Source organism: Legionella donaldsonii (genome assembly GCF_900452385.1).
In the GTDB taxonomy this organism is placed as follows: domain Bacteria; phylum Pseudomonadota; class Gammaproteobacteria; order Legionellales; family Legionellaceae; genus Tatlockia; species Tatlockia donaldsonii.
Genome location: NZ_UGOA01000001.1, coordinates 1,365,277 through 1,388,300 on the forward strand (window position 1 = coordinate 1,365,277; position 23,024 = coordinate 1,388,300).

Genomic DNA, 23,024 nt, shown 5'->3' on the forward strand with positions numbered 1-23,024 from the left:
CGCCTTGCCGGCTAAACCGGCAAGGCCTTTCTTATCACTCAATTAGAGGCCTAACCAACGGATAAACTGATCAGTTGTCCTTAGGTTAACAGAGGATTTTTCTTCAAAATCAACAGTATAGTTTTTAATTGGATCAGTGATGTTGGTCGAATCAATGTGTGGCCTGACCTCTTTTATTCTGCCTAACGGCACAATTTTCATTTCAGTAACATAATAACCCCGCTGCATCTTAACTTCAGGAACTACAAAGTAAATAAAACTCAAGCTGTCTTTGTCATTGCTGGAGACTAGATTTTTAAACTCAGTATTACTCAAGGCAATGTATTCCATATTCTCGATTTGACGCCGCAACATGCGTTCCAAAGGCGCTTTAGTATGGAATATCCGTTCGTAATGATCCGCAGCCATGACGACAATTGCTTCATTATGTTTACTGAGACCAGCAAAAAGTACTGCTTCGCGTTGTTCTGTAGGGGGTTTCTCTTCTGCCTCAAGTTTGTATGAACTTTGTAAAGGAGAAAAATGATGGCAATTTAAAAATTTTGATTTTAAAAACCAATCATCACTTGGATAATAAATCACGAATAATGAATTATCTTTTATTGTATTGATAATCGGTGTTGTAAGGTGTAAAGGAAGGGCAGGACATCCCCAACTTCGACCCGCTCTGCCATATTTTTTTATGAAATTTTCATCCATATACCAGCCCCCATGCATCACAATAGAGCGATTCGACGCATTATCATTAAAGCCCCTATCCAAGCCATCTAATCGCAATGATAAGCCTTCACGGCCGTAATAGGCTTGGTCAGTTGTATAAACACCGATGCTGCTGGCTTTACTATCGTATTTGTTGGAAAAATAGTTGGACAATAAGGTTCCTGATTTAATACCGTGGGACACATAAGTATAAAATAGTAATTCCTCGCTGTTTAAATCAAATACCCATAAGCGTTTTTCGCTGGAAGGCAGAGAATAATCAATAATCGTTAAGATATTATTGTGTGCGACATTATATTCTTTGGCACAAGTCAGGGTTGCCAGTACCTTATTAATAACCATTGTATTCAAATTAGGCGCTTTTTTACGCAACATTTCTTCAATGTTGGTTTCATTAAACGATTTGATGGTAGCTCTGGGGACATATTTATTACTCACCAGTGTCATGATCCCCTCAATGACATTATTCCTGTTGATTAGGTCATTGGTTAAAAGCAGGTTTGACGTGGGTAAGGAGAAACAAGTCGTAGTGACTGCGAATAGCAGTAATAGCTTCTTTCTCATATGATTTCCTTGAGTTGGATTATTTAATTCTTATTTTTCCTATCAATTAATATAGCCCATATTTGCATAAAAGATCGGCAAAGTGATGTTACCTCCTTTCTTAATGGTGATTTTCAAGTTTAGTTTGGTTATTTGTTGGTATAGCGGTGTATCAGGCTTCTTGCGAAATTCGCTACAATGAAAGGATTGCCAAGAGAAACGGCAGAGTATACAAGCCAGTCCAGGAGGATTCGAGCCTCTATCGACAAAGCAATGCTCAATGCAGTAGCGTTTAGAAAAAAAATCCATTAAAAATCAAAAAAATGGACTCAAATAGAATGATTAAGTTCTCTTTTCTATAGAGACTTGCTCGTGCTATTGACATATTTGGTTATACTTTGATGTTTAATCTCCTCGTGCAGTAGGGTAGCCAGGTCGTGGTAAATCGCTGTTTTTAGTAATTCCCATGTGTAAATAGAGTCTTTAGATTTAAAGAAAGATGGTTTTGTATCATTATTGCTCTGAGATTTTTTAAATGTTACCAAGAGATCAACAAGCGTATCAAATTCAAGGAATTTAATTTCTTTCTGTACGCTGGCTTGGAAAGCCAAAAGAATGACATTGGTATCCTCTTTTAAAAGAAAAGTAGAGTCTTGAAAAAATAAGGCGTGACCTCTCATTATTTGATCAAGAGCGGTTACTAAAAATTTTATTTTATCAGCCAATTGGGGAATACTATCAAAACTGTCTTTGTAAAGCGCCTGTTTATTGGTTTCTACTTGATAATCATAGTCACCCGATAAATGACGATCGGTAGCATAATAAGGCGCGTTTTCTTGGCTTGTTGGAGTGGTTGAGTCGACTAAATAGATAGCCACACTCTTGGGAATCCTGCCTTGGATACCTGGATCATAAATTAGATCCCCTTGTTTCAATGGGATAGGGTGTGCTGCTCCACCTACAAAAATAGGTAGTATATCGTCCCCACAGTATTCTTTAATGAAATTAGCGAAGGTTTCATTTGTTTTAATGATTCTATCCGGGCTTCTTTGAAATTTTTCCATCTCCCTAAGTGTTTCCATGGGAATTTGACCTTTGAGCTTGTAAAAAGGATTGCTAGCCTTGTTTTCTGCACCTAAAACGAGGATACCGGCATTGGTAATTGCCAAGAAAAGAATGAAAGAATCAATTGTTTTTTCTTGCATTGCTTCAACCTGTTTTAAAGGATTATTTGAGCCTTTTTGTGCTTTGCCAAGGGCTCTTTTAAAATCAGGATTTGCATCTTGGTTAAGATGTTCGAAAATTAGAACCACTCTTTTTTTAGAGCGGGATAAGACATCTAAATTGGCGAGAATAGCCTGCCAAGTAGGACTGCTATCATGTATTTCTCCTAATAAAATAGTAGAAATTTCTTCCCTGTTTGCTTTATTGATTAAGTTGGTCAGTATTTCTCTGAAAGTAGGTTTCTTCTCTTTGGTCAGTTGATCCAAAATCTCTGTGGGGCCAAGCATAATATAATCTCTTTTATTTAGCAGTTTCTGCACGCAAATAATGAGCATATTTTGGCCATAAATATCAAAATATGCAAGGCTTAACGCATTACGCGAAGGTGATATTCGGTTCGCAAGAGACTTTTAATTTCTTCTATGGTTAAATTCCGTTGCTAAGTCGATTAACTAAAAAGGAAGAAAATGATGGATATACCAAAGATCGGCGAATTTTGTTGGAATGAATTGGCTACACCCAATGTGAAGGCAGCAAAAGATTTCTATGGCAAAGTGCTTGGGTGGGAATTTACCGACCATGATATGGGAGATATGACTTACACCATGATTAAATGTGGTGGCGGTAAGGAATTTGGTGGGATTTGGCAAATTCCTAATGATAAAAAAAATGAGATTCCACCCCATTGGATGGGTTATATTTTAGTCGATAATGTCGACAGTATCTTAACCAAAGCAAAAAATGCGGGGGCTACAGTCAAAATGCCTGTCACTCCGGCAGGGGATTTGGGACGTTTTGCCATTATTGTTGATCCCACCGGTGCCCATATTGCCTTTTGGCAATCACTGAAATAATCAATTTACTTAAGACAGATAGACCAGCCCCAATAAGTTAAAAACACGTCTTTATCTTCCTCAGCCCGGGGGCTGGTTTTTGTTTTTCCCTTCCAAAACTTGTTTAAGCAATAACGGCTATCTCCAAATTTGGAGAATTTTTATTTTCAGCAGGCAAAAATAAAACCTGAATCGATCAAATCCCTTGAGCCGCATTCATCTGGTTGCCCTTGAAAGGAACGGAGTCAGTTGATGGTCAGAGTAGGTAATTTGGCGACATAATAGCTTTCTCCACACTCTAAGGCTAGTTCGCCAGGGCTGCAATCCTGGGTTCGTCGAAGACCCAGGATCAGATGGATTCTGTTAAATTTATTTAATTTTTTCAACGGTAATAGCCCAGCCAGGACCTGCGCCAATATGGTGTTTTTTGGCGAAAGACTCTTGATTGGATGCCAGTGACAAATTAAGCAAGCTATTTAAATAAAGTAAATCAGCGTATTTTTGGGTTTCACCAAAGGTGTTATGGAAGGACATGACCCCAGAATACTGTTTAACTTTATTATGATAAATGGTTACCCGATAAGGTTCACTCGCTTTAAGACCAAAAGTTTCCATCAGCTTCTTATCAATGTTGGTCCAGACGTTTCCATACTGAGCATCGAGAATAACAATTGTCCCGTGCAAGGCATTGTTTTCAATAGTTGCTTTTTGGTAGGGCAGCTTGATGATTGGTTCTTTCAGGACAGGGCCAACTTCAGCGAATGAAATCTTGCCTGCAGCCAATTTGGCTGCAGTATAGGCATACACATCTCGGCCATAAAAAGTGTAAGAGGTGGTAGAACCTTTTAAGCGATTTTTTGCTTCGTCGATAGTTCTCACTTCTTTAATACCATAAGCATCATCAATAAGGGTTAGAGTGCCATTATCAGGGGTGACAAAATATTGACCATTTTTTGTCAAGGCGACAACCGATCGTCGCGTTGTACCTACTCCAGGATCCACGACACTAACGAATACGGTTCCCTGGGGCCAATAGGGGGCTGTCTGGTAAAGACGGTAGGAGGCTTCCCAAATATTGTAAGCCGGGATTTCATTGGTTAAATCGGAAACAATCAGGGAACGATCGACGGAGTAGATGACGCCTTTTACTTCGCTGACCGCACCATCTTTAATACCAAAATCACTTTGGAAGACAACAATACCTGGTTCGGCGAACGCGGCAGAAGTGAGCAAAAAAAAGGAAAATAACAATTTAAAACCACGCGCAATTATTTTGTTCATTTTGAGAAAACCTTCTATCAATGATTGAAACAAAGCTGATCCTGACAGGTTAAATACCGGTCGTGATAATAGTCAATAAATACTAACATCAGTGCTAGCTTTCGCCAATTTTCTTGTAATCTTTTTCACCAAAAATAGCGGACGGGTAAGTATAATATTTAAATTCAAGGAGATTATTACTTGGATCTTTCAGAAAAAAACTTTGATGTTCAATCCTTGTATTGGAAAAGCGTGTTTTAAGGGGGACTTCATAATTAATTTGTTTGGCGTTTATGCGTTGAATAAAAGCATCAAATTCGCTTTTTTCGGTAAAAATTAAACCAAAATGCCTTGGATAAATACTTTGTTGTGAGGGGAGGGGCTGATCAATTTTATGGGCCACAATTTGATGCGAACCAAATTGAATGATCAAGGCATGCTCTGACTCCCGACCTAGTTCGAAACCAAGTTGCTCGTGGTAAAAAATTTTTGCCAGGTTGAAATCATGGATAGGAAAGGCAAGGTGGAAGAGGGTATTCATTAATTATTAACCAAGGTGAATTTGAACCATTTTAAACACAATAGAGGGTTAGGTAGAACTCATTTTTTAAAATTTGGAAAGGGGGGTTGCCAAAGTAGAGACGGGTACTATATCTTTTTCCTGTTCATCCATTTAACTCATGACCAAGGGTGTTTAATGTTGGCAATCATTCAAGCCCAACCTCGATATTTGGGAACTATTTACTCTTTGATAAGGGAACTCGCTAAACATGAGGGAATCCTGGATAAGATTCAAATTAGTGAGCAGCAATTGGGCGCGTTGCTATTTGGTACTAATCCTTATCATTTTGTTGCGGTTGCTTTAGTGAATGGGACGGTGGTTGGGATAGCAATGTATAACATGACTTACCACAATATTTGTTTTAATGCTGTCCCTGGCATTTATCTGGAAACTCTTTTTGTTTCACCGGAATTCCGGGGGCAGGGCATAGGTAAAGCGTTATTAACTTATGTGGCTGGAGAAGCAAAAGCCAAAAATTGTTCGCGGGTTGAATGGTGGGTAAAGCGTAATAATAGTGCAGCGAGTCATTTTTATAAAAGTATGGGTGCTATTGAACTGGCTGATTTGGCCATTTATAAATGCGAAAAAACCTGTATTGATAACCTCACAGAAAATCATGAATAAGTCCACTTCGTCCATCAAGGCTTTATGGGCCGGTGTTTTGGGTACCGCCTTGCAGTGGTATGATTTCGCTCTTTTCGGCTACTTTGCGCCCATTATAGCTACTACCTATTTTCCCAATGATAATCCCTATGCGGCGCTTCTAAGTGCCTTTGGTGTCTTTGCCGTAGGCTATCTTTTGGCACCTCTGGGGGCAATTTTTTTTGGTTATGTGGGTGATCGTTATGGCAGAAAAAAGGCGCTAACCTTTAGTATTCTGGCGATGGCAATACCGACAGCAATGATTGCTATAATCCCCGGGTATCATCTAATTGGTTTGGCAGCCCCTCTTTTAATTACTTTATTTCGCGTGCTGCAAGGGTTTGTTGCCAGCGCTGAGTTTACTGGATCGGCTATTTTCTTGGTTGAACATGCCCAGGTTGGTAGAAAGGCATTTTATGGTTGCTTAACCAGTTCAGCTTACAGTATGGGGATGATTTTAGCAGGCTTGGCTGCGTCTTTTTTTACTGCTTCATTTATGCCTGAATGGGGTTGGCGTTTAGGTTTCGCAGTTGCATTAATAGCTGGAATCCTTGTTTTCTTTTTACGAATACATGTTCATGAAACCCCGGAGTATACCCATCTTGAAGAGAGCGAAAAGCTAAGACGACCCTTTTTAACCGCTGTCAAGGAAATGCCTTTCACTATGCTTGGCATTATAGGTATTGCCTGGTTAGTGAGCATTATGACTTTTGGTACTTATGTTTTTATTGCCAGTTACCTCCATAGCTATTTTCATTTGTCGTTGAGTCAGGTGACGTTCATTATTACCATCTCATTGGTAGTAGATGCTTGTCTGGAGCCTTTAATTGCCTTTATAGCCGATAAAATCGGTCATTTAAAGGTAATTATTACGGGTATGGTTGGCATGATGTTACTCAGCTTTCCTGTGTTTCATCTCCTGATTTCTGGTGAGATCACCCATATTATTCAAGCGCTAGTGTTGATGTCGGTTTTAATTGCTATTAGCTATGCACCGCTCAATGCTTATATGGTTTCGTTATTCCCTCAGCAATATCGTTATAGCGGTTTTGGTACCGCTTTTAATGTCGGAATTTCAATTTTTGGGGGGACAACGCCACTGGTGATGATGTGGTTAGTTGAAAAAACAGGTTATTTTATTGCTCCGGCCGCTTATTATATTTTTGGTACTGTAATCGGTTTAGTTTCCTTGGTCATTTGTGAAAAAGGCCGAGGCAGGGCGCTGAATTTACCATTGCTAAGGATCTCTTTAAGCAGGGCAGGTGAAGTTGTTTGAGTAAACAGTCCTTGTCTTAGAGCAAAAGAGGAGCACAGTTTCACTGTTTTTTATTGGCAATAGAAAATTAATTGCCCTTATTTGTCAAATATTATACAATAAATCCACTTTTTATTCTTCTTTGTCTTTGACTTCAGCACTTAAGTGAGAAAATTATGGCCGTTCAACAACAATTGCTTCAGAAAGCATTAAATGCATTAAAAAAAGCAGGGCAGCTTTCTGGTTCAGAGGGGGTAAAAAATCAAGCGCTTCTTCTTGAAAACCAGAAAGATATCGAGAAACTTGAAGGAATTGCTAATCTTCTGCAGGTTTTAGCGCGTGCAGGTATGCTTACCAATTTCCAAGGCAAAGCAAACTACCTGTGTTTTATGCAAAATCTGGATCATGTTGGGTCGATTGCCGAGGGAATGGCTGCGCTTGAGCATGCCAGATTACTTCGTGGGCCTCAGGGACAGTTGTACTTCGATCTTCTCATTCAACATAAGAAATACGCCTCGAGTCTTGCTGCTGGCATTGTCGCGCTCACCAGGGCGATGCTCATTAAAAAATATGATATGGTTCTTGTTGCAAATCCAGAGCAGGCAAAAGATCTCGCTAGTGCTATTGTCACATTACACCGTGCAGGCCTCCTTGAAGGGGAGCAGGGCATAGCGAATCTCGCTCTTCTAACAAAGCATAAAGAAAAGGCTGAAGTAATTGCTCGAGCGTTATATTGGTTACAAGTAGAGGAGGACTGGTTAGTTGGTGAAGAGTCTCGACTTTTAACACAAGCTAATTTTAGTGCTCTTTTCCGCTATCCAGAATTTTTGGAAGAAATTACACAAGAGATAGAAAATCTCGCTATTAGTGGATTGGTTGGAGGAGTAAAAGCAGGTTTTCCAGGCATTATCGATAATAAGCGTGTAAAACGTGAAGAGCGGGAACGAGCTATTTTTGCTGCTTTAATACCGCCAGTCGAAGCAGTTGTTGCACAGGGATTTTTTAAAGCGGTGCCGCCTGCCACACCAACGCTCCCAGTAGTACCGCTTGTCAGTTTGGTTTGTGAGTACTTACGTTAGACTTATCTCTTTGAAGTGTCAGTACACAAACGCCTTGGTATGGGTGTTGTGTACTGTCAATTGTCAATTTTAATGAGTACTTTGTTGTGGGTTTAGAAAATCGTGTGTCGCTAATTGATAAGTATTAAGAAAGTCGTCTTGAATTACAACGGCTTTTTTATTTATCGCAGTTAGATCAGTCGTTTGTTTTAGCACGCCTGTGCGGTAACTCCAACCCTGTGGTAACTGCAGTTTAGAGCCCAATTGCGCTAAGCTTGCAGCAGTTTGGGGTGTTTTCTCAATACTATAAGATTGCATTACAAAAACCCGACCTTTGGGATCAATCAGTTCATAGACTGGTTTACCCGCTTTATAAACCCAGGTTGTTTGCCGATCGACGACGTGATCATGATAAGGTTTAGCGCTGCTTAGAATATCTGATAACCCTAACTGCAATACACCGGCCTCACGCATGGCGAGACCAGAAATAACTTTTTTCTGAGGATTGACCAGCTGCGAATTTTTCATGCCGTCGATTACCCAATATCGAGGGCCGTTAAGTTTTACATAGGCTGCTTTTGTCTCTGCTTTAACAGAACTAACCGAAATTTTATTCCATAGTTTTGGTGGGCAATCATTTAGCCCTATTGTATTGTAAACTTCCATTTTAAACATCGTGGGAGATAAAAGAATTTCACAGTATCGATTACCGCGGAGACCATCGATATGGCCAGCATGCACGAAGGCAGGTAGGCTAAGAAGTACAGTTGCAAACAATTTTTTTCCTAAGAGTTCATTTAAGTTTTGCAACTTGGTTTTTAGGGAAAAAGCGCTATTCCTTACTGTTAACATGTCTTATCTCCATAAGTATTGAAGGCGATTTTCGTCGATCTCACTATAAATAGATAACAGCTATTTTTCAATTTTTTCAAACCATGAGCCATGCAATCCTTCGGGTATGCGCCGTGGTAATTGAATCACAGCAAGGGGAGCTTTCGAAATATCCAGAGCATCCATAATCAAAAAGTCACTCGTGTTGCGCTTGGCGTCATAGGCAAAAAATACCAAATAGCCATCATCTTCGCTTTGTGCTTGTGGTTTAGGTACAAAGACTACCTCACCAATCGAATATTGCTCACCAAAATCCTGAACAGTCGTTGTTTTTGATGCCAAATCGTATTTTACCAAGCCATTAAAAGTGGCTGGTTTGAGTTGGTTGTTTAAGCGAGTTGGGGCATAAATAAAATGGTAAATTTTACTATTATAGTGGTTATTAATTGTAGGAAATTCAACGATATAATCTGCAAGCAGCGAATCTTGAAAAGCTTTTTCCCTTAAATCGATTTCCATTCGATGCATTTGTGGGGGTGAACTGACAACCTTATTTTGCACACCAAAATTCAAGCGACCATGGCGAACGTAATCGATGATGATTTTGTTCTCGATTTCATAAGCATTCGCAAAATGGAATACGAAAAAAGCCTCTGTAGTTAGCCAAAGCGGCGGTTTATCTTTATCCTGTCGTGAGGCGATACCAATCCGGGTACCTAATTCAGCGCGCCATTCCAAAACATTCCCGCCACTCTCCATCGCTGCCAGATCGAAAACAGCTGGGCAGTCGAAGAAAATCAAGAAATTTTTTGTTAAAACAAAATCATGCATCATAGTACTACACGATTTTTCTATAATACGAGTTTCTATGAGATTCCCTTGCTGATTAACTTTGTGGCAAGTCAGGAAAGGGGGTTGAATATCATAGTTAATTAAATATAAGTCCTTCGTATCTGGATCCAGGCGTGTATGAGGGCCTACGGCAAGGGGCTGCGGTGTACCGGCTAGCCACTCACCAATCGTATTTAATTCATGATCCATTTCATACGCAGCCCCACCTTCCCACATGGCTAAATAATGCTTGGCATGTTGGATAATATGGATGAAAGCCCCATTTTTAAAAGGTCCAGGATCATCATTGGGTCCTATCAGTTGTGGATCGGGTGGAATCGGCATTGCAATACCACTATAAATTGCACGGCCTAACTTTTGTTCAAGTAACAGTCCTTTCGTTTTAACGTAGCGATTACGATAATGAATCGCCCCATCTTCGAGGTACATGGCGTGGATCATGCCATCCCCATCCAATGGAAAAGTATAGGAAATAGGAGCAAAAGCGGGGTTGGGCCCATTACGCATGTAGCAGCCCTGTAAATCAGGGGGAATTTTTCCCTGGACAACCAGGTTATGAAAGTCACTTTCCTCATGAATAGGTGCAAAATTGTTTTGCAAAAAGGGATTCGCTTTATTGCGGAGTCGGTATTGTCGTTCGCGATACCAATGGGGTAATTTTTTGGATACCCAAATGCCGATAATCATAGGCGCATAAGAAAGGATCTGATAAACGATTTCAGAGGCGGTTGTAGCTCCCCAGGGAATAAAATACATCACGGTAGAAAAGCTGAGGATAATCCCCCAAATAATAGTCAGTAGTTGATTAACCCGCCAAAACCCTTTTGTATGCCAAACCTGTTTAGGGGTTTGCTCATAGGCATATTGTAAGGTAAAGGGTTTCCCGATTAATAAAGAAATCCAGACGATAAGGGCTAAGGATAGATTGGAAAGCATCCAGGCATTTTGGATCACCCAATTCATTTTAAATACAATCGTTAACACATAGATGGTGGCAAAAAATAATAGAGTCCCCCAACTTAAAATAAATCCTTTCAGAAGTTGGCGCCATTCGGTGAGTATTAAGACTAAAGTGGTAATTGTTAGGGTTAAAAGAATTTCTTTCTGAGATTGACCATAAAAGGTGGAAAAAAGAATCCAGGGTAAAAAACCTAAAAGGAGCTGCCACATAGAGGTTTCCTAATGATCCTTGTTTTAGATTTGGTTTTAAGTATACATCAGCTTTGGAATTTTAATGCGAATAAAAAAGAAATACGGGATTGGAGAGGGCTTATAATACTCACCCTCGCCAGAGATAATCCCAGTTTAAGAATTACTGCTTACGAGGGGGGGTTATAAGCTCTGATGTATCATGCCTATGGTGCGTGAGTGGGTGGACAACATCTGTAAAAAAGCTCATACCTTTCAAAACCATGTTACGTATTGATTGTTGGCGTACCGTTGCACTCGTTGTTGGTTCTGGTGTTGTTTTACTCTTTTTCGTTGCTGTTGAATCAATGTCGCTTTCACCAGATCTTTTCCCATGAGGAGGGTTTGTTTCTGATTGAGCAGTTAGGGATTCAGTTGCTGATTTATCACCTGCATGCATGACTATAGCCGCTTTGTTAGTATGAGTCTCTTCACGGTAAACGGACATTTCATCATCACCAGCTTCATGGCTACTTTCCAGTTTTACCATTTCTATCTCGTGGCCTATCTCTATAGTACCAGAGTCAGCCTCAGAAAACTGTTTTAAACTGGTTTGATCGCTGGTTTCTAATTCTTTTGCTTTTTCTTCGCCATTCATTAAATCTTCAAGGCCTTCTAAAAACAATAACTCCTCTGGCATTTCTTCAATGCCATCCATGTTTTCAAGATCGGCTTTAGCGCCAAAATTCAGAGCATATACCCGTAAAGAGAGTACTACGGAGCAGAAAATTCCAAGGGCTATAGAGGTCTTTAATACAATCGGTTTATCCTGGAAGTCATTGTGTAAACTAACCTCGAGGAAAGAGATAGTAAGAATATAACCAATCAGTTTTTGACCCTTGTTTAATCCGGAGAAGAATGCACGAACCACATCAAGCCATTCCGTATAAAATCCAGTACCAGGGGTCGCCGCCATGGTATGAGTCTCAATTAATTCTGCTAAAATTCGGTTGGCTTTGGAGTAAGCATCTTCGAGGGCGAAGTGTGGCTGATTAGGATTTTCATGTACTTTCGATAGTTTTTTATAATACTGTGATAACGAGTAAATAGTAGAGCCCACTAAAAGAGCGACCCCTATCATTGCATTACTCACCAATAAAGCAGGCGGCACGGCGCTAAAGAACATCAGGGAGGTCATGAGCATTTTGGTGACAACAGCATAAATTGCCAAACCATTTTTTACGCCACGAAGCGCATGATTGACCATGCCCGCTGTTTTAGCATCCACTTCGCTACTGAGACGGATAATTTCTGCAAGAAGTACTCCATATTGGTGATTGAGTCCATCTTGTTGTACTCGCTGTGATTCTTTGTCTGCCTCTGGAACCGTAGTATTCTTGAAAAGAGCTAATTGAGCATTCAAAATGTCCAGTTCGTGTTTCTTTAATTGTAATTTGACTCCCAACGTTTCGAGTTCTAAACCACGTTGGTATTCATATTCTTCATAAATACGGGCAGTAATGGCAGCTGATGACAAGACAATACAAACGGATGCTACAGGAATAAACGCCGGAGACGTAAAACCCATTAAAGCCAGTGGAGCAATATAGTAGGCTAAGCCTTCTAGCATTCCATTATAAGCTGCTGATAAATAAGCATATCTTAGCTGAGCATTCATTTCGTAAGGTATTTTATCGTAAAAGTCTTGAAGAGCATCTTTTCGCTCTTTAAGTACGTTGACATCTACCTTTTCAGTTTCATTCAATTCAAGCGCAGCAATGTCTTTTAACAACGCTTTAAAATTACTCTTTAATTCTTTTCGTTGATCTTGCAAACGCCGGAACCAAATGCGGTTTAGCACGGATGCGCTACCTACCAATAATCCGGCAGGCATCATCATGGAATTTAAGCTGGTTTCGTGAAATAATGCTGCAACTTTCAGTGCGTTACGTACGCCTTTGTTCGCATTTTTTAATTCACTGATGACATTCCGGCAGTAGGGCCATAAGGTCATAATAGCCTGTCTATAAGCTCTGGGATCATCTTCTTCGGTTTTATTGGCCAGCAGTGATAGACCAATGAACGCGACCGATTCTACAGAGGCAATAGCTATTCCACTAGGAGTTAAAAGCCAGTCACGTAGTGGATTGGCAGAACCCTTGTTAGAGGCAAAGATATCAGAAAACCATTTAAGACCGGTATAGGCCAGGATTTCAGCATCCAACAATGCGTATAAAGTGTACACATAACCCATGTCATGAACTCTCTTGGCAAAACGAGAGTGATTTATAGCGATGCGATTGCTGAATGAATCACTTCTGACTAAGCCTGGTCTACCGGGTTCCTTTGACTTTACAAGTAACTCGCCAGTAGGGTGGCCATTTTCAAGTGTTTTAACTTTTTTATTCATATGAGGATCAGTCATTAGTTTGTTCTATTTCTTAAACAATTACACTTAATTCTAGCGTAATAGTCTTATAGAAATATTAAGTGAATTAAATTTATTTCGCATGATCAAAAAATATCCGAAATAGTGGTTGTCCCCAGGGTGAATTCTGTGAAGAGGTTAACGAGCAACAATTTTCGTTTAATATCTTATTTCTAAACGAGTAGTTCCTTTCTAACTGCATAATAATGGATATATTTTTTTTTTCTTCTCTTATAGTTGATATAATATAAAAAAGGTAGCGTTATTAAGCGGCTTACCATAAAACAAACAAAATGGTGTATTATTATACATATGTGATTTTATGCGCATAACCAATCATGAAATATATTGAAATCACTCCTGGTCCCATTAATAACTATGAATTAGTTAATTATACCGATTTTGTTCAACAAATTTGCAAAAATCTTTTTAAAATAACGGGTATTAATCATTTCAGTTATGTTGAGATGAATGAACAGGGTCAATTTTTTTGGGTAGGCAGCAACGGGGATTATTTAGAAAAATGCATTAATAATCAATTGGTTGATAATGCTCCTCTGAGTATTTTGAAAACCTACCCTAAAAGTGGACTTTACCTGATTGATGTCTATCAAGAGGAATATAAACAACATAGTTTGCCGGTTTTTGAATTATTGAACCAATTTAATTATGGCCATTCATTTAGAATACTTGAAATTATTAATAACCAGCGATTCAAACTTTATTCATTTGATGCTCCACTTGAAAAACATGATATTAATCATGTTTATCTCAATAATCTTGAAATATTTAAAAAATTTAATATTTATTTTGATGAAAAAATTGCCCCAGTTAAGAATGAATTAATAAAATGCCAAATAGATAGTGATAATCACGCAGAATGCATAGGGCTGATTAATAGTTTCTTGGAAAATAATTTATTGGAAACTACTTTTCAGGGAGATTTTGATAAAAATAATTATATACAGCTTACTCCGCGCGAAAAAGAAATTTTATTATGGTTTGTCAAAGGTAAAACTTCTGATGAAACCGCGAGTTTGTTGAATATTTCGAGACGTACTGTTGAACGTCATTTTGAAAATTTACGTGAAAAATTTAGTTGTTTTTCAAAAAACCAATTAGCTTTGAAACTAAGAAATCTTTTAGACGGATCATAAGGCTAAGACAAAATGCGGATCATTGGCTATACTATAAGTGTATGACCTTTGGAGGCTAGTAAAGCTCCTGGTCAACAACAAGAACCACCTGTGGGTGGTTCTTGCTTTTTATTGATCGGATATAAATGAATTAAAATTATCCGTGCATCTCATGAAATTCCTTCCATTCAAAATCCACATAGTTTTCAAGGAGTCTCTTAATTTCGTTTTGCACTTCTGTTTTTGTACGATATTCTGTGTGAAATTTTTGAGGTGGAGTAAGTCCTTTTTTATCCAGGCAACAGACTACATAGCCATCAGCTTTATATAAATTAGTAGAGCCTGATACAGGCTTTATATCATAAAAAACTTTAAATCCTTTATAAATATACTGGGCCATTTGCCACTCCTCTTCCATGATAATTAAATGTCAGAATTAACTCGTGAAATAGATTACGGTGTTCTATTTTTCGGTAACGGCATCTACGCGGTTTATCTTTCATTTTGTTCCCCGTGGAGAATTCAGAAAATGAGTGGCTATAAACCTGACTATCGTGGCTAGAAAGCCTGTTTGCCTCATATATTTTGTCTTTACGAGCTGGTTAGCTACATGATTTAGAATAATTCGCATGAATTTTATACGTAGATAGTTAATTAATAATCTATAAAGCATCGAACCGTTCCTCCTATAAGTGTTATTTAATTAGTATAGTTGATTATAGATTGTTTCGTGTTATTGCAAATTAGCAGCATTTTGTGGGGGTGTGTCAGTAGAAAAATGAAGCAGGTATTTGTGGTAATCATCTTTAAAGGCTTCACTATTTTGATAGTCGAGTAAGGCTGGATTAATAACACTTAAGAGCTTGAAATTATTTCGATTAACCGCTATACCTATCCCAGCACCAAAAGTTACAGGTTCACCCATAGCCCTTAAAGATCCCGATGAGTTCATATGCCAGTAATGCGCAGTTGGGTTATCAACGAATGCAATGTCTATTGCTCCTGAGCGTAAAGCCTGAATCATCAGGTTATCATGCTCAAATAAGATAACTTTAGGCTTCTTTATTCCCATTATTTTAATAAGTGATAAAAAGGCGTTATCGGTAATACCAATTTTTTTATTATCTAACAAATCGATATCGAAAGGTTGAGCCGCTAATTTTGCAGGACCAAGAAAGCGGGCCTGGCTGACTAAATAAGGTAAGGAGAAATTAACTTGTTGGAGTCTTTTAACCGTGATGATAATTGAACTTACTGCTAAATCAGCTTGCCTGCTTCGGACTCTTTCAATCAATAGATTGTTGGGCGTAGCGATAAATTGACAGGTGTAGCCGATTCTCCTGCAAACATCTTCCATCATAGCAATATCAAAGCCATAGAATTGATTATTGGCTATTTGCATGACGAAAGGGGGATCATAAATGGCAACAGCAATTCTCAGCACTTTTTCTTGAGCCCATAGCCATGGCGAAATAAAAATACAAAGTAGAATCATCATGAAACGATATATTTTCATGTCCTTTATCATCGTATTTGGGATGACTACTTAAAAGTATAGATAAAGCTGCCTATAAAACAACCAAGCTTTGCGAGTGACTAGGAAGATTATTTAGTGTTCATACAATCTAACAGTAATTTTTGTATCCTTTCTAAACTGAATTGTTGCATGGTTGCAATATTTTTTTCGGGGATTGTTGACGTATCGCCATAATAATCAATCGCTTTTTCAACGCTTTCTTCACGCAGCAAGTGGAGCATAGGGTAAGGTGAGCGGTTGGTATAGTTTGAAACATCATTGAAATCAACATCAGCAAAACAATAATCGGGATGAAAAGAGGCTATTTGATAAATGCCCTCGTAACCACTCTCCACCAGGAGTTGCTCAGCCAGATCAACAAAATCCAGATAATGAAAAAAATCTTTAAACAATCCGGGAAAAATCATCAAGGTAGTTTCTAGTTCTCGTTGTTGATCTAAAACCTCAATTTCTGATATCAACTCAGTGAGGGCGGCTTCTTCTTTTGCAGCAAAACTGACCTGAAATCTCACCGAGCCTTTATTTATCTCCCTTTTAGCAAAAGGACAGATATTGAATTTGATAATAAATGAATGAATCCAATTCTGAGTTTGACGGATAATTAATTCGCTCGATTCGGACATCAGGAATCTCAACTGATTTATTTTTCAGGTATTCTAATCCATTTTCTTTCTTATTCAATAATCGGTTCTATACTATGGCTATGGGTGTGTAGCAAGCGATTAATGGACGAATCATGAAGACATTACTAAATGGATTAGTAAGTATTTTTCTGTTTACTTTACTTGGAGAGGCTTTCAGTAGCGAAAATACAGCCAATAAATATCTCTTACCTTCGCCGTATCCTGTGTATGTTCTCGAAAGTGAGGGTGTGATCAATCATCCCTACCCAGGCGCAATACAAAGAATGCTACCTACAGACAATAGCTATAACCAAGTCCCCGGTTGTTATATTGCCTGTTATTCGCATAGTCCCGGTATTTATGAGGTAGGGCCAAATATTTCTGTGATGGGCCAAATTCGTGTTCGCGGAGTTTATCTTGGGCGGATCTGCCAACCACACGGTTATAAAAATCAGGATATTAGTGCCGCTGGCGAATTCAAAAGACTGTGTTCACAGAAGATAGATGCTTGTAGAGCAACTGAATGTTGGGCTGGGGGGGATACGGGTGGTTGGTTTGGTATTCAACCCTAAGGGACGGTTTACCTTTCTACTATCTTGGCGCTTGGGCTTTGATTTTCTGTGCTTCGCTGCTCACATACTGGCGTGTATGCTCCGCTGCGATGCTCGAAAATCAAACCGCGCTTAAAGCTTAGTCTTCGGAGAGAAACTTAACTTCCTCCATCATGGCACTAATACGAGCCTGCAGGTAACGGTCATTTTTAGCAAGTATTTTTGCCTGTTTTAGCTGCCGCATAGCATCACGTCTGCGGCCTTGTAAAAGCTGGCATTGCGCTTGAGTAAAATAAGCATAACTTTTTTGCCTGGATGCAGCTTGTGCTTGCGCAAGCTCTTCGCAAAGGGGTAAATCTCTTTTGAATAGTCTTGAGCCTTTTAGTAATACAGAGGCTGCTTGCCCAGCTTTCCCTGCTGCTAGTAATCCCTGGGCATGAGCCATGATTGCCGCGTAATTTTCAGGGTAATTGGCTTGTAGATCACTTAGTCGTTTTAACGCAATTTCAAATTGCTTGCTCCCGGTTTCGGCCTGTGCCATGGCAATTTGATAAAAAAGATTATCGTGATCCTGAGCGAGTAGGGATGTTAAACGTGCCTGTGCCTGTTGGAACTGATTTGTATTGAGTAGCGCTAATGCATAACCATATTGACAGGCTGGGCCACTGGTTCGTTTTTGGCATTGAATTTGATAATAATCAAGCAATTGCTTGTTATTGTTGGTGACTGAAACGCGAATCAATTCTTTAAACAAACGATAATTCAGACTATCAGTATACTGTTTTTTCCCCAAATTCTGGCTACGGTTTTCTGCCTCCGCAATACGCTCCTCATCCAGGGGGTGGGTTCTTAAGATGGCAGGAATATTGGCTGTGTAGTAATAACGAGAGTTTTGTTGCATTTTTTTGAAAAAACCAGCCATACCGCGAGGATCTAAACCTGATTTAATAAGCATACCAATGCCGATTCGATCCGCCTCTTTTTCATTGGCACGGGTAAAGTTAATATTATCTTGAGCAAAACCAGTCATGGAGGCCATCAATGCGCCGCTACCTAGTGTAGGGTTAACGACGCCCAAGGCAGCGGATGCTAACAACGAGGCAAGGAGCGGGATACGCATCTGTTTCTCATGCTCAATCCTCTGGTAAAGATGATGAAGACGAACGTGGGCAATTTCATGAGCCATAACAGCGGCTAATTCACTTTCATTATCCGTGGCAAGAATTAATTGCGTATTAATACCAATATAACCGCCTGGACCGGCAAATGCGTTGATCTCATTTGATTTAACAATAAAAAAATAAGGCGTAGGCATATGGGCTAGGCGTGCCAGTTTTTTACCTAAATGATTAATATACTGATTTGCTAAGGCATCGCGCTCGATACTGTCTGACTGGTTAATAATCTGAATAAATTCTTTTTCTAACTCTTCAAGCTCACGAGTCGAATAAGGGGAAAAAGCAAGCGCTGTAGTTGGTAATAGCTGAATAAAAACGAGGAAAAAACACAAGCAGCCGCGCATGAAACTTGAAGAAAATCCCTGTCGTTTAAAAAGTCGCAATAAGATCATAGACTTGCTCTTCGATTAAACAAGCTCATTACTTGAGCAATTATTAACGGCTCACCAAGTGGCGACCAAATGCCTTTCAGCGTTGATTGGTTACAATCTGGCATCCAAGGTCTATGACAATAGTAACATGGACTTATCATACCATAGACAACAGGAGCGATAAAAAATAATCGCCCTTTTTAAATGGATGCTTTTAGGCAAAACGGAATTGTGCCTGATTTTCTTTGATTTGCTTTTTGGATAGTTCATTCTTGTTGCTGAAAAGTCCTAATCCCTTGAGATATTCTGTTTTTATACCAGCACCAAAAACAAATTCATCATCGGTTGCAAAGGCAATAGGCTGTTCTACATCAGAATAAACCCCTGTCACTGGATGGGGCGATTTTTCTTTATGCCAGTTAAGTTTGCTATGACAGGTAGGACAAACTTCAATAGGAATATTTAATGCTCGAATTCGATTTTTCTGCTCAAGAGTTAAAAAAATACAATGCCCTAGTCTCACTTTGCCAAAAAGCGGATTTGCTTGTTGTGGGGCATTGGTTTTTACCCAAGCCTCCAGAGCGGTTAAAATGGTATCTGTATCTTCGCGTTCAACAGCCGTATCGGCCTCTCCCATATGAATTGCCAACCCAACCTTGGAGTTCAGTGCCAACTCGATTAACTGCTCCAGATCCTTACCTCGTAAGGTTCGTGGTGCAATCGGATTACCAGAGATATCAATGCCTTTAAGCACGCCTTCAGGGCTTTGAACGACTCGCTTAATAAAATGTTGTGCTTCTGAAAAACTATGGATAGTTCTATCCAGGCTCAATAAACCAAACGCTTTTTTAGACGTGGATTGAGCTGCAGCCAACAAGCCTTGTTCAAATGCATTGATATAATCATCCTTGGATTTATCGGTCATTTCTTTTGGGGTTGTTCTTATCTCCATATATTTAGCCGCAGAACTGCGGATAACATCCACGGTACCCAAACTGATATCTTCGGGAGTTTGTATAATTGCTTGAATTAAACCAAATATTTCCCAGATAGAATGGATATCTTCTTTGGCATAACCTTCTTCAGGTTGCTTTTGGGTTTTGCTTAGATAGGCTTCCCGCAAGGCTACAAGACTCGTATATTTGTCTAAACAACCGTTTTTTTTGGCAACCTCATAGAGATAGGGAAGACTAAAACTGCCATTGAGATGGCAATGCAGATCACTGGTATTTTGTTCAAACATAATGATTTTTTGAGAAAATAAAAAAATTAGCGGAAAAATATTTTTTTATATATACAATATTCCCTCTAACTTTACTACCTTATTTTACATGACACTACATCAACCTCAGACTACTCAAAAATTGAATAATTTGTTATCATCTTCGCATTTTTATGTAGTGATTTAACTATGCACAAATACTTTATGCTGGCCGCCCTCGAACAAGCCTGGTTCGGACGGGGTAATTGTGCGCCAAATCCCAGCGTTGGGGCTGTTGCAGTCCACAAAGGCGAAATCATTGCTCGTGCTTGGCATCAAGGGGCTGGGACTGCCCATGCCGAGCAACTTCTTGTAGCGAAAATTCCAGCAGGTTTACAGGATGTCAGTCTCTATGTCACTCTGGAGCCTTGCAATCATTGGGGAAAAACGCCGCCTTGTGCGATGGCTATTCTTGGTCATGGTATTTCACAGGTGATTTACGGTTTTTCTGACCCCAATCCTATTGTGCGGGCAAATAATACCCCTGAAATATTACGCAAAAATGGAATTGAAGCCTTACATTATCCTCTACAGGAAATTGATGCGTTCTATCAAAGCTATCATTATTGGACAAAGACTAAACGCCCCTGGGTTACGGCCAAGATAGCGCAGACTTTGGATGGCAAAATTGCCGGCGTGAATGGACAACGGTGTCAATTATCGAATGCAGACTGCGCTGAATTTACCCACCAGCATCGCTTATATACCGATGTGATTTTAACTACAGCGAAAACAATTGTTCAGGATGATCCCTTACTCAATGTTCGTTTAAAAGATAGAGAGAAAGGTAAACGCCTGGCAATTCTAGATAGCCGCTTGTCTTTAAATAAAAATGCCAGGATTTTTAGCAGCGCTGAACATTGTCATATTTTTCATGATGAAAATTATGCAGTAACTAACCCTTTCTCTAATTGCAGTTATTACGGTATTCCTGCTAGAGAAGGATTACTTGATTTGGAATTTGTCCTCAAACAGTTGGGCGAGTTGGGATACCATGATGTTTGGGTTGAAGCAGGGGGCGCATTATTTTCTGCCCTGCATCGTGAGAAATTGGTGCAGCGAACTTACCTTTATCTCGTTCCTGAGATACTCGGAGAAAATACAACACCTGCCTTTCAGGGAGAGGTGTTTTTTACTACTAAGCGAGCTGTATCGTGGCAGGTGAAGTCTGACAATGTGATAGCATGCCTTGATTGGCACGAGGAGGATCCATGTTTACAGGCTTGATAGAGCAGCAAGGCGAGGTGTTGGCTAATATTAGCGACAAAGTTGCCAATCGTCTGTTAATTAAATCCCCCTTTGCTGATTTACAAACAGGAGAAAGTATTGCTGTGAATGGGGTATGTCTAACTTTGCTCCCCGAGCATGAGCAGTCTTTGGCTTTTGATGTTTCACCAGAGACGTTGCGTCTCACCACACTGGGGCAATTGCGTGCCGGTATGTCGGTGAATCTTGAACGAGCTATGCTGGCTTCCGCTCGTTTTGGGGGACATTACGTGAGCGGGCATGTCGATACGACAGCTCGCCTCAAGGCTATTAATCCAATCGGTGACTATCTAGAACTGGTTGTTGGTGATTTTGCAACATGTGCTAGCATGTACCTCTTGCCCAAAGGAAGTATTACTTTGGAGGGAGTAAGTTTAACCATCAATGCAGTGAACGAAGACAATATTAAGTTGATGTTAGTCCCCCATACTTTGGTAAAGACCACATTGGGCCAATTAGAAATTGGTCAACGTTTAAATGTGGAATTTGATTATTTGACTCGGATCGTGGCACATCAGCTCAAGATCGCAGGACAATTGAAAAATGAGGTTGAAGCATGACAACTCCCTTTGCAACCATTGAGCAGGCAATTTCGACATTAAAAGCTGGTCGTATGATTATGTTACTGGATGATGAATTGCGTGAGAATGAAGGGGATTTAGTGATCGCCGCGCAACATATTACCCCGGAAGCAATCAATTTTATGGCTCGCTTTGGTCGGGGCCTTATCTGTTTACCAATGGCGGGTGAATTGATTGATAAATTGCAGTTGCCTATGATGGCACAGAAGAATCGTTCTCCCTATGGTACAGCATTTACTGTTTCGATAGAGGCAGCCAGTGGTGTATCGACTGGGATTTCGGCTTACGATCGTGCCCATACAATTCAAGTGGCGATTGATTCTGCCAGTGGACCTGAGTCAGTTATTTCTCCTGGGCATGTGTTTCCTTTGCGGGCAAGAGCAGGTGGGGTTTTAGAACGGGCAGGCCAAACAGAGGGCAGTGTCGACTTAAGCATCCTTGCAGGGCTGAAACCTGCAGCGGTCATCTGTGAAATTATTAATGATGATGGAACAATGAGCCGGCGTGATGAATTAGCGTCTTTTTCTCGCAAACATGATATTCCGATGGTTACTATCAAGGATTTGATAGAGTATCGTATTGGCCATGAAATGTTGGTTGAAGAGGCCGCGACGACACGGATCCCTTTGCAGAATTATGGTGATTTTTCCATGACTGTGTTTCACAATAAGCTGGATTCAGCAGAGCATTTTGCCCTTATTAAAGCGCCCAAAGTAACTAATAAAATACCGTTGGTGCGTATTCATTCTGAATGCATTACTGGTGATGTATTCGGCTCTTGCCGTTGCGATTGTGGTGCACAATTACAGCAGGCTATCAGTCAGATCGCTGACGAAGGAGGCATTCTCCTTTATTTGCGCCAAGAGGGTCGAGGGATCGGTTTGGCTAACAAACTCAAGGCTTATGCTCTGCAAGAGCAAGGGTTTGATACGGTAGATGCCAATTTGCAATTGGGATTGCCAGCTGATAATCGCAATTATGCCGTTGCGTTTCAAATTCTAAAATATTTAGGTGTGGATACATTACGTTTATTAACGAATAACCCGCATAAGGTCGAAGCCATTGAAAAATATGGTTTGAAAGTAAGTGAGCGAGTTCCTTTATTGATTCGGCCAACTCAGGAAAATCGCGATTACCTAAAAACCAAGCAAGAAAAACTTGGTCATTTATTGACAGTTGAATAG

At 39.8% G+C, this 23,024-nt stretch carries 21 protein-coding genes; 9 read left to right on the top strand and 12 right to left on the bottom strand.

Annotated features, from left to right (window positions below; translation table 11 throughout):
• Positions 1–42 precede the first annotated feature (42 nt).
• Both DYC89_RS06340 and DYC89_RS06345 read right to left on the bottom strand, forming a co-directional pair.
• Complete coding sequence (locus DYC89_RS06340; RefSeq protein WP_115221013.1) at positions 43–1,284, bottom strand: murein L,D-transpeptidase catalytic domain family protein; 1,242 nt, start codon at positions 1,282–1,284, stop codon at positions 43–45.
• A 335-nt stretch (positions 1,285–1,619) separates the two neighbouring features.
• Complete coding sequence (locus tag DYC89_RS06345) at positions 1,620–2,774, bottom strand: hypothetical protein (RefSeq protein WP_147285485.1); 1,155 nt, start codon at positions 2,772–2,774, stop codon at positions 1,620–1,622.
• 183 nt (positions 2,775–2,957) lie between these two features.
• On the opposite strand from DYC89_RS06345, the gene DYC89_RS06350 reads away from it, so the two are divergent.
• Complete coding sequence (locus DYC89_RS06350; protein ID WP_115221015.1) at positions 2,958–3,341, top strand: VOC family protein; 384 nt, start codon at positions 2,958–2,960, stop codon at positions 3,339–3,341.
• Positions 3,342–3,689: 348 nt separating this feature from the next.
• Here the strand turns inward: DYC89_RS06350 and DYC89_RS06355 are convergent, their stop codons facing one another.
• Entirely contained in the window at positions 3,690–4,601 is a 912-nt protein-coding gene (locus DYC89_RS06355; protein WP_115222675.1) for an SAM hydrolase/SAM-dependent halogenase family protein, read from the bottom strand.
• Positions 4,602–4,695: 94 nt separating this feature from the next.
• Entirely contained in the window at positions 4,696–5,121 is a 426-nt protein-coding gene (locus DYC89_RS06360; protein WP_115221016.1) for a VOC family protein, read from the bottom strand.
• Between the two features lie 156 nt (positions 5,122–5,277).
• Here DYC89_RS06360 and DYC89_RS06365 point away from each other — a divergent pair, with 156 nt between their 5' ends.
• The 3 genes from DYC89_RS06365 to DYC89_RS06375 all read left to right on the top strand — a co-directional run bounded on the left by DYC89_RS06365 (position 5,278) and on the right by DYC89_RS06375 (position 8,118).
• Entirely contained in the window at positions 5,278–5,766 is a 489-nt protein-coding gene (locus DYC89_RS06365; RefSeq protein ID WP_115221017.1) for a GNAT family N-acetyltransferase, read from the top strand.
• Positions 5,759–7,060, top strand: coding sequence for an MFS transporter (locus tag DYC89_RS06370; protein WP_115221018.1), 1,302 nt, complete (start codon positions 5,759–5,761; stop codon positions 7,058–7,060). The genes DYC89_RS06365 and DYC89_RS06370 overlap by 8 nt, the downstream gene beginning before the upstream one ends.
• Before the next feature lie 155 nt (positions 7,061–7,215).
• Entirely contained in the window at positions 7,216–8,118 is a 903-nt protein-coding gene (locus DYC89_RS06375) for a hypothetical protein (RefSeq protein WP_115221019.1), read from the top strand.
• Between the two features lie 69 nt (positions 8,119–8,187).
• Here the strand turns inward: DYC89_RS06375 and DYC89_RS06380 are convergent, their stop codons facing one another.
• The 3 genes from DYC89_RS06380 to DYC89_RS06390 form a co-directional block, all read right to left on the bottom strand.
• Entirely contained in the window at positions 8,188–8,949 is a 762-nt protein-coding gene (locus DYC89_RS06380) for a hypothetical protein (RefSeq protein WP_115221020.1), read from the bottom strand.
• Between the two features lie 60 nt (positions 8,950–9,009).
• A complete protein-coding gene (locus tag DYC89_RS06385; RefSeq protein WP_115221021.1) occupies positions 9,010–10,950 on the bottom strand; it encodes a carotenoid oxygenase family protein in 1,941 nt (646 codons plus the stop codon).
• A gap of 142 nt (positions 10,951–11,092) precedes the next feature.
• On the bottom strand, positions 11,093–13,318 hold the full coding sequence (locus DYC89_RS06390) for a hypothetical protein (RefSeq protein WP_147285486.1): 2,226 nt from the start codon (positions 13,316–13,318) through the stop codon (positions 11,093–11,095).
• A gap of 356 nt (positions 13,319–13,674) precedes the next feature.
• Here DYC89_RS06390 and DYC89_RS06395 point away from each other — a divergent pair, with 356 nt between their 5' ends.
• Positions 13,675–14,493: a helix-turn-helix transcriptional regulator gene (locus DYC89_RS06395; protein ID WP_115221023.1), complete on the top strand. Its 819-nt coding sequence runs from the start codon at positions 13,675–13,677 to the stop codon at positions 14,491–14,493.
• Positions 14,494–14,629: 136 nt separating this feature from the next.
• On the opposite strand, the gene DYC89_RS06400 is transcribed toward DYC89_RS06395, so the two are convergent.
• The 3 genes from DYC89_RS06400 to DYC89_RS06410 form a co-directional block, all read right to left on the bottom strand.
• Positions 14,630–14,872 carry a hypothetical protein gene (locus DYC89_RS06400; protein WP_115221024.1) on the bottom strand — a complete coding sequence of 81 codons (243 nt, stop codon included), beginning with the start codon at positions 14,870–14,872 and terminating at the stop codon, positions 14,630–14,632.
• A 333-nt stretch (positions 14,873–15,205) separates the two neighbouring features.
• Positions 15,206–15,988, bottom strand: coding sequence for a transporter substrate-binding domain-containing protein (locus DYC89_RS06405; RefSeq protein ID WP_181879338.1), 783 nt, complete (start codon positions 15,986–15,988; stop codon positions 15,206–15,208).
• Between the two features lie 89 nt (positions 15,989–16,077).
• Positions 16,078–16,632 (bottom strand): DUF1415 domain-containing protein, encoded by a 555-nt coding sequence (locus tag DYC89_RS06410; protein WP_115221026.1) that lies wholly within the window; start codon positions 16,630–16,632, stop codon positions 16,078–16,080.
• Between the two features lie 113 nt (positions 16,633–16,745).
• Here DYC89_RS06410 and DYC89_RS06415 point away from each other — a divergent pair, with 113 nt between their 5' ends.
• Positions 16,746–17,204, top strand: a complete 459-nt coding sequence (locus DYC89_RS06415) for a hypothetical protein (RefSeq protein ID WP_115221027.1) — start codon at positions 16,746–16,748, stop codon at positions 17,202–17,204.
• Between the two features lie 118 nt (positions 17,205–17,322).
• Here DYC89_RS06415 and DYC89_RS06420 read toward each other — a convergent pair whose 3' ends face one another.
• Both DYC89_RS06420 and DYC89_RS06425 read right to left on the bottom strand, forming a co-directional pair.
• Positions 17,323–18,705, bottom strand: a complete 1,383-nt coding sequence (locus DYC89_RS06420) for a M48 family metalloprotease (protein ID WP_228365050.1) — start codon at positions 18,703–18,705, stop codon at positions 17,323–17,325.
• Between the two features lie 241 nt (positions 18,706–18,946).
• Positions 18,947–19,975, bottom strand: a complete 1,029-nt coding sequence (locus tag DYC89_RS06425; RefSeq protein ID WP_115221029.1) for a hypothetical protein — start codon at positions 19,973–19,975, stop codon at positions 18,947–18,949.
• Positions 19,976–20,143: 168 nt separating this feature from the next.
• On the opposite strand from DYC89_RS06425, the gene ribD reads away from it, so the two are divergent.
• The 3 genes from ribD to ribB are packed head-to-tail and all read left to right on the top strand — an operon-like array spanning position 20,144 to position 23,024.
• Positions 20,144–21,220, top strand: a complete 1,077-nt coding sequence (gene ribD / locus DYC89_RS06430) for a bifunctional diaminohydroxyphosphoribosylaminopyrimidine deaminase/5-amino-6-(5-phosphoribosylamino)uracil reductase RibD (protein ID WP_115221030.1) — start codon at positions 20,144–20,146, stop codon at positions 21,218–21,220.
• Positions 21,205–21,819: a riboflavin synthase gene (locus tag DYC89_RS06435; protein ID WP_115221031.1), complete on the top strand. Its 615-nt coding sequence runs from the start codon at positions 21,205–21,207 to the stop codon at positions 21,817–21,819. Before ribD ends, DYC89_RS06435 begins: the two co-directional genes overlap by 16 nt.
• On the top strand, positions 21,816–23,024 hold the full coding sequence (gene ribB, locus DYC89_RS06440) for a 3,4-dihydroxy-2-butanone-4-phosphate synthase (RefSeq protein WP_115221032.1): 1,209 nt from the start codon (positions 21,816–21,818) through the stop codon (positions 23,022–23,024). Before DYC89_RS06435 ends, ribB begins: the two co-directional genes overlap by 4 nt.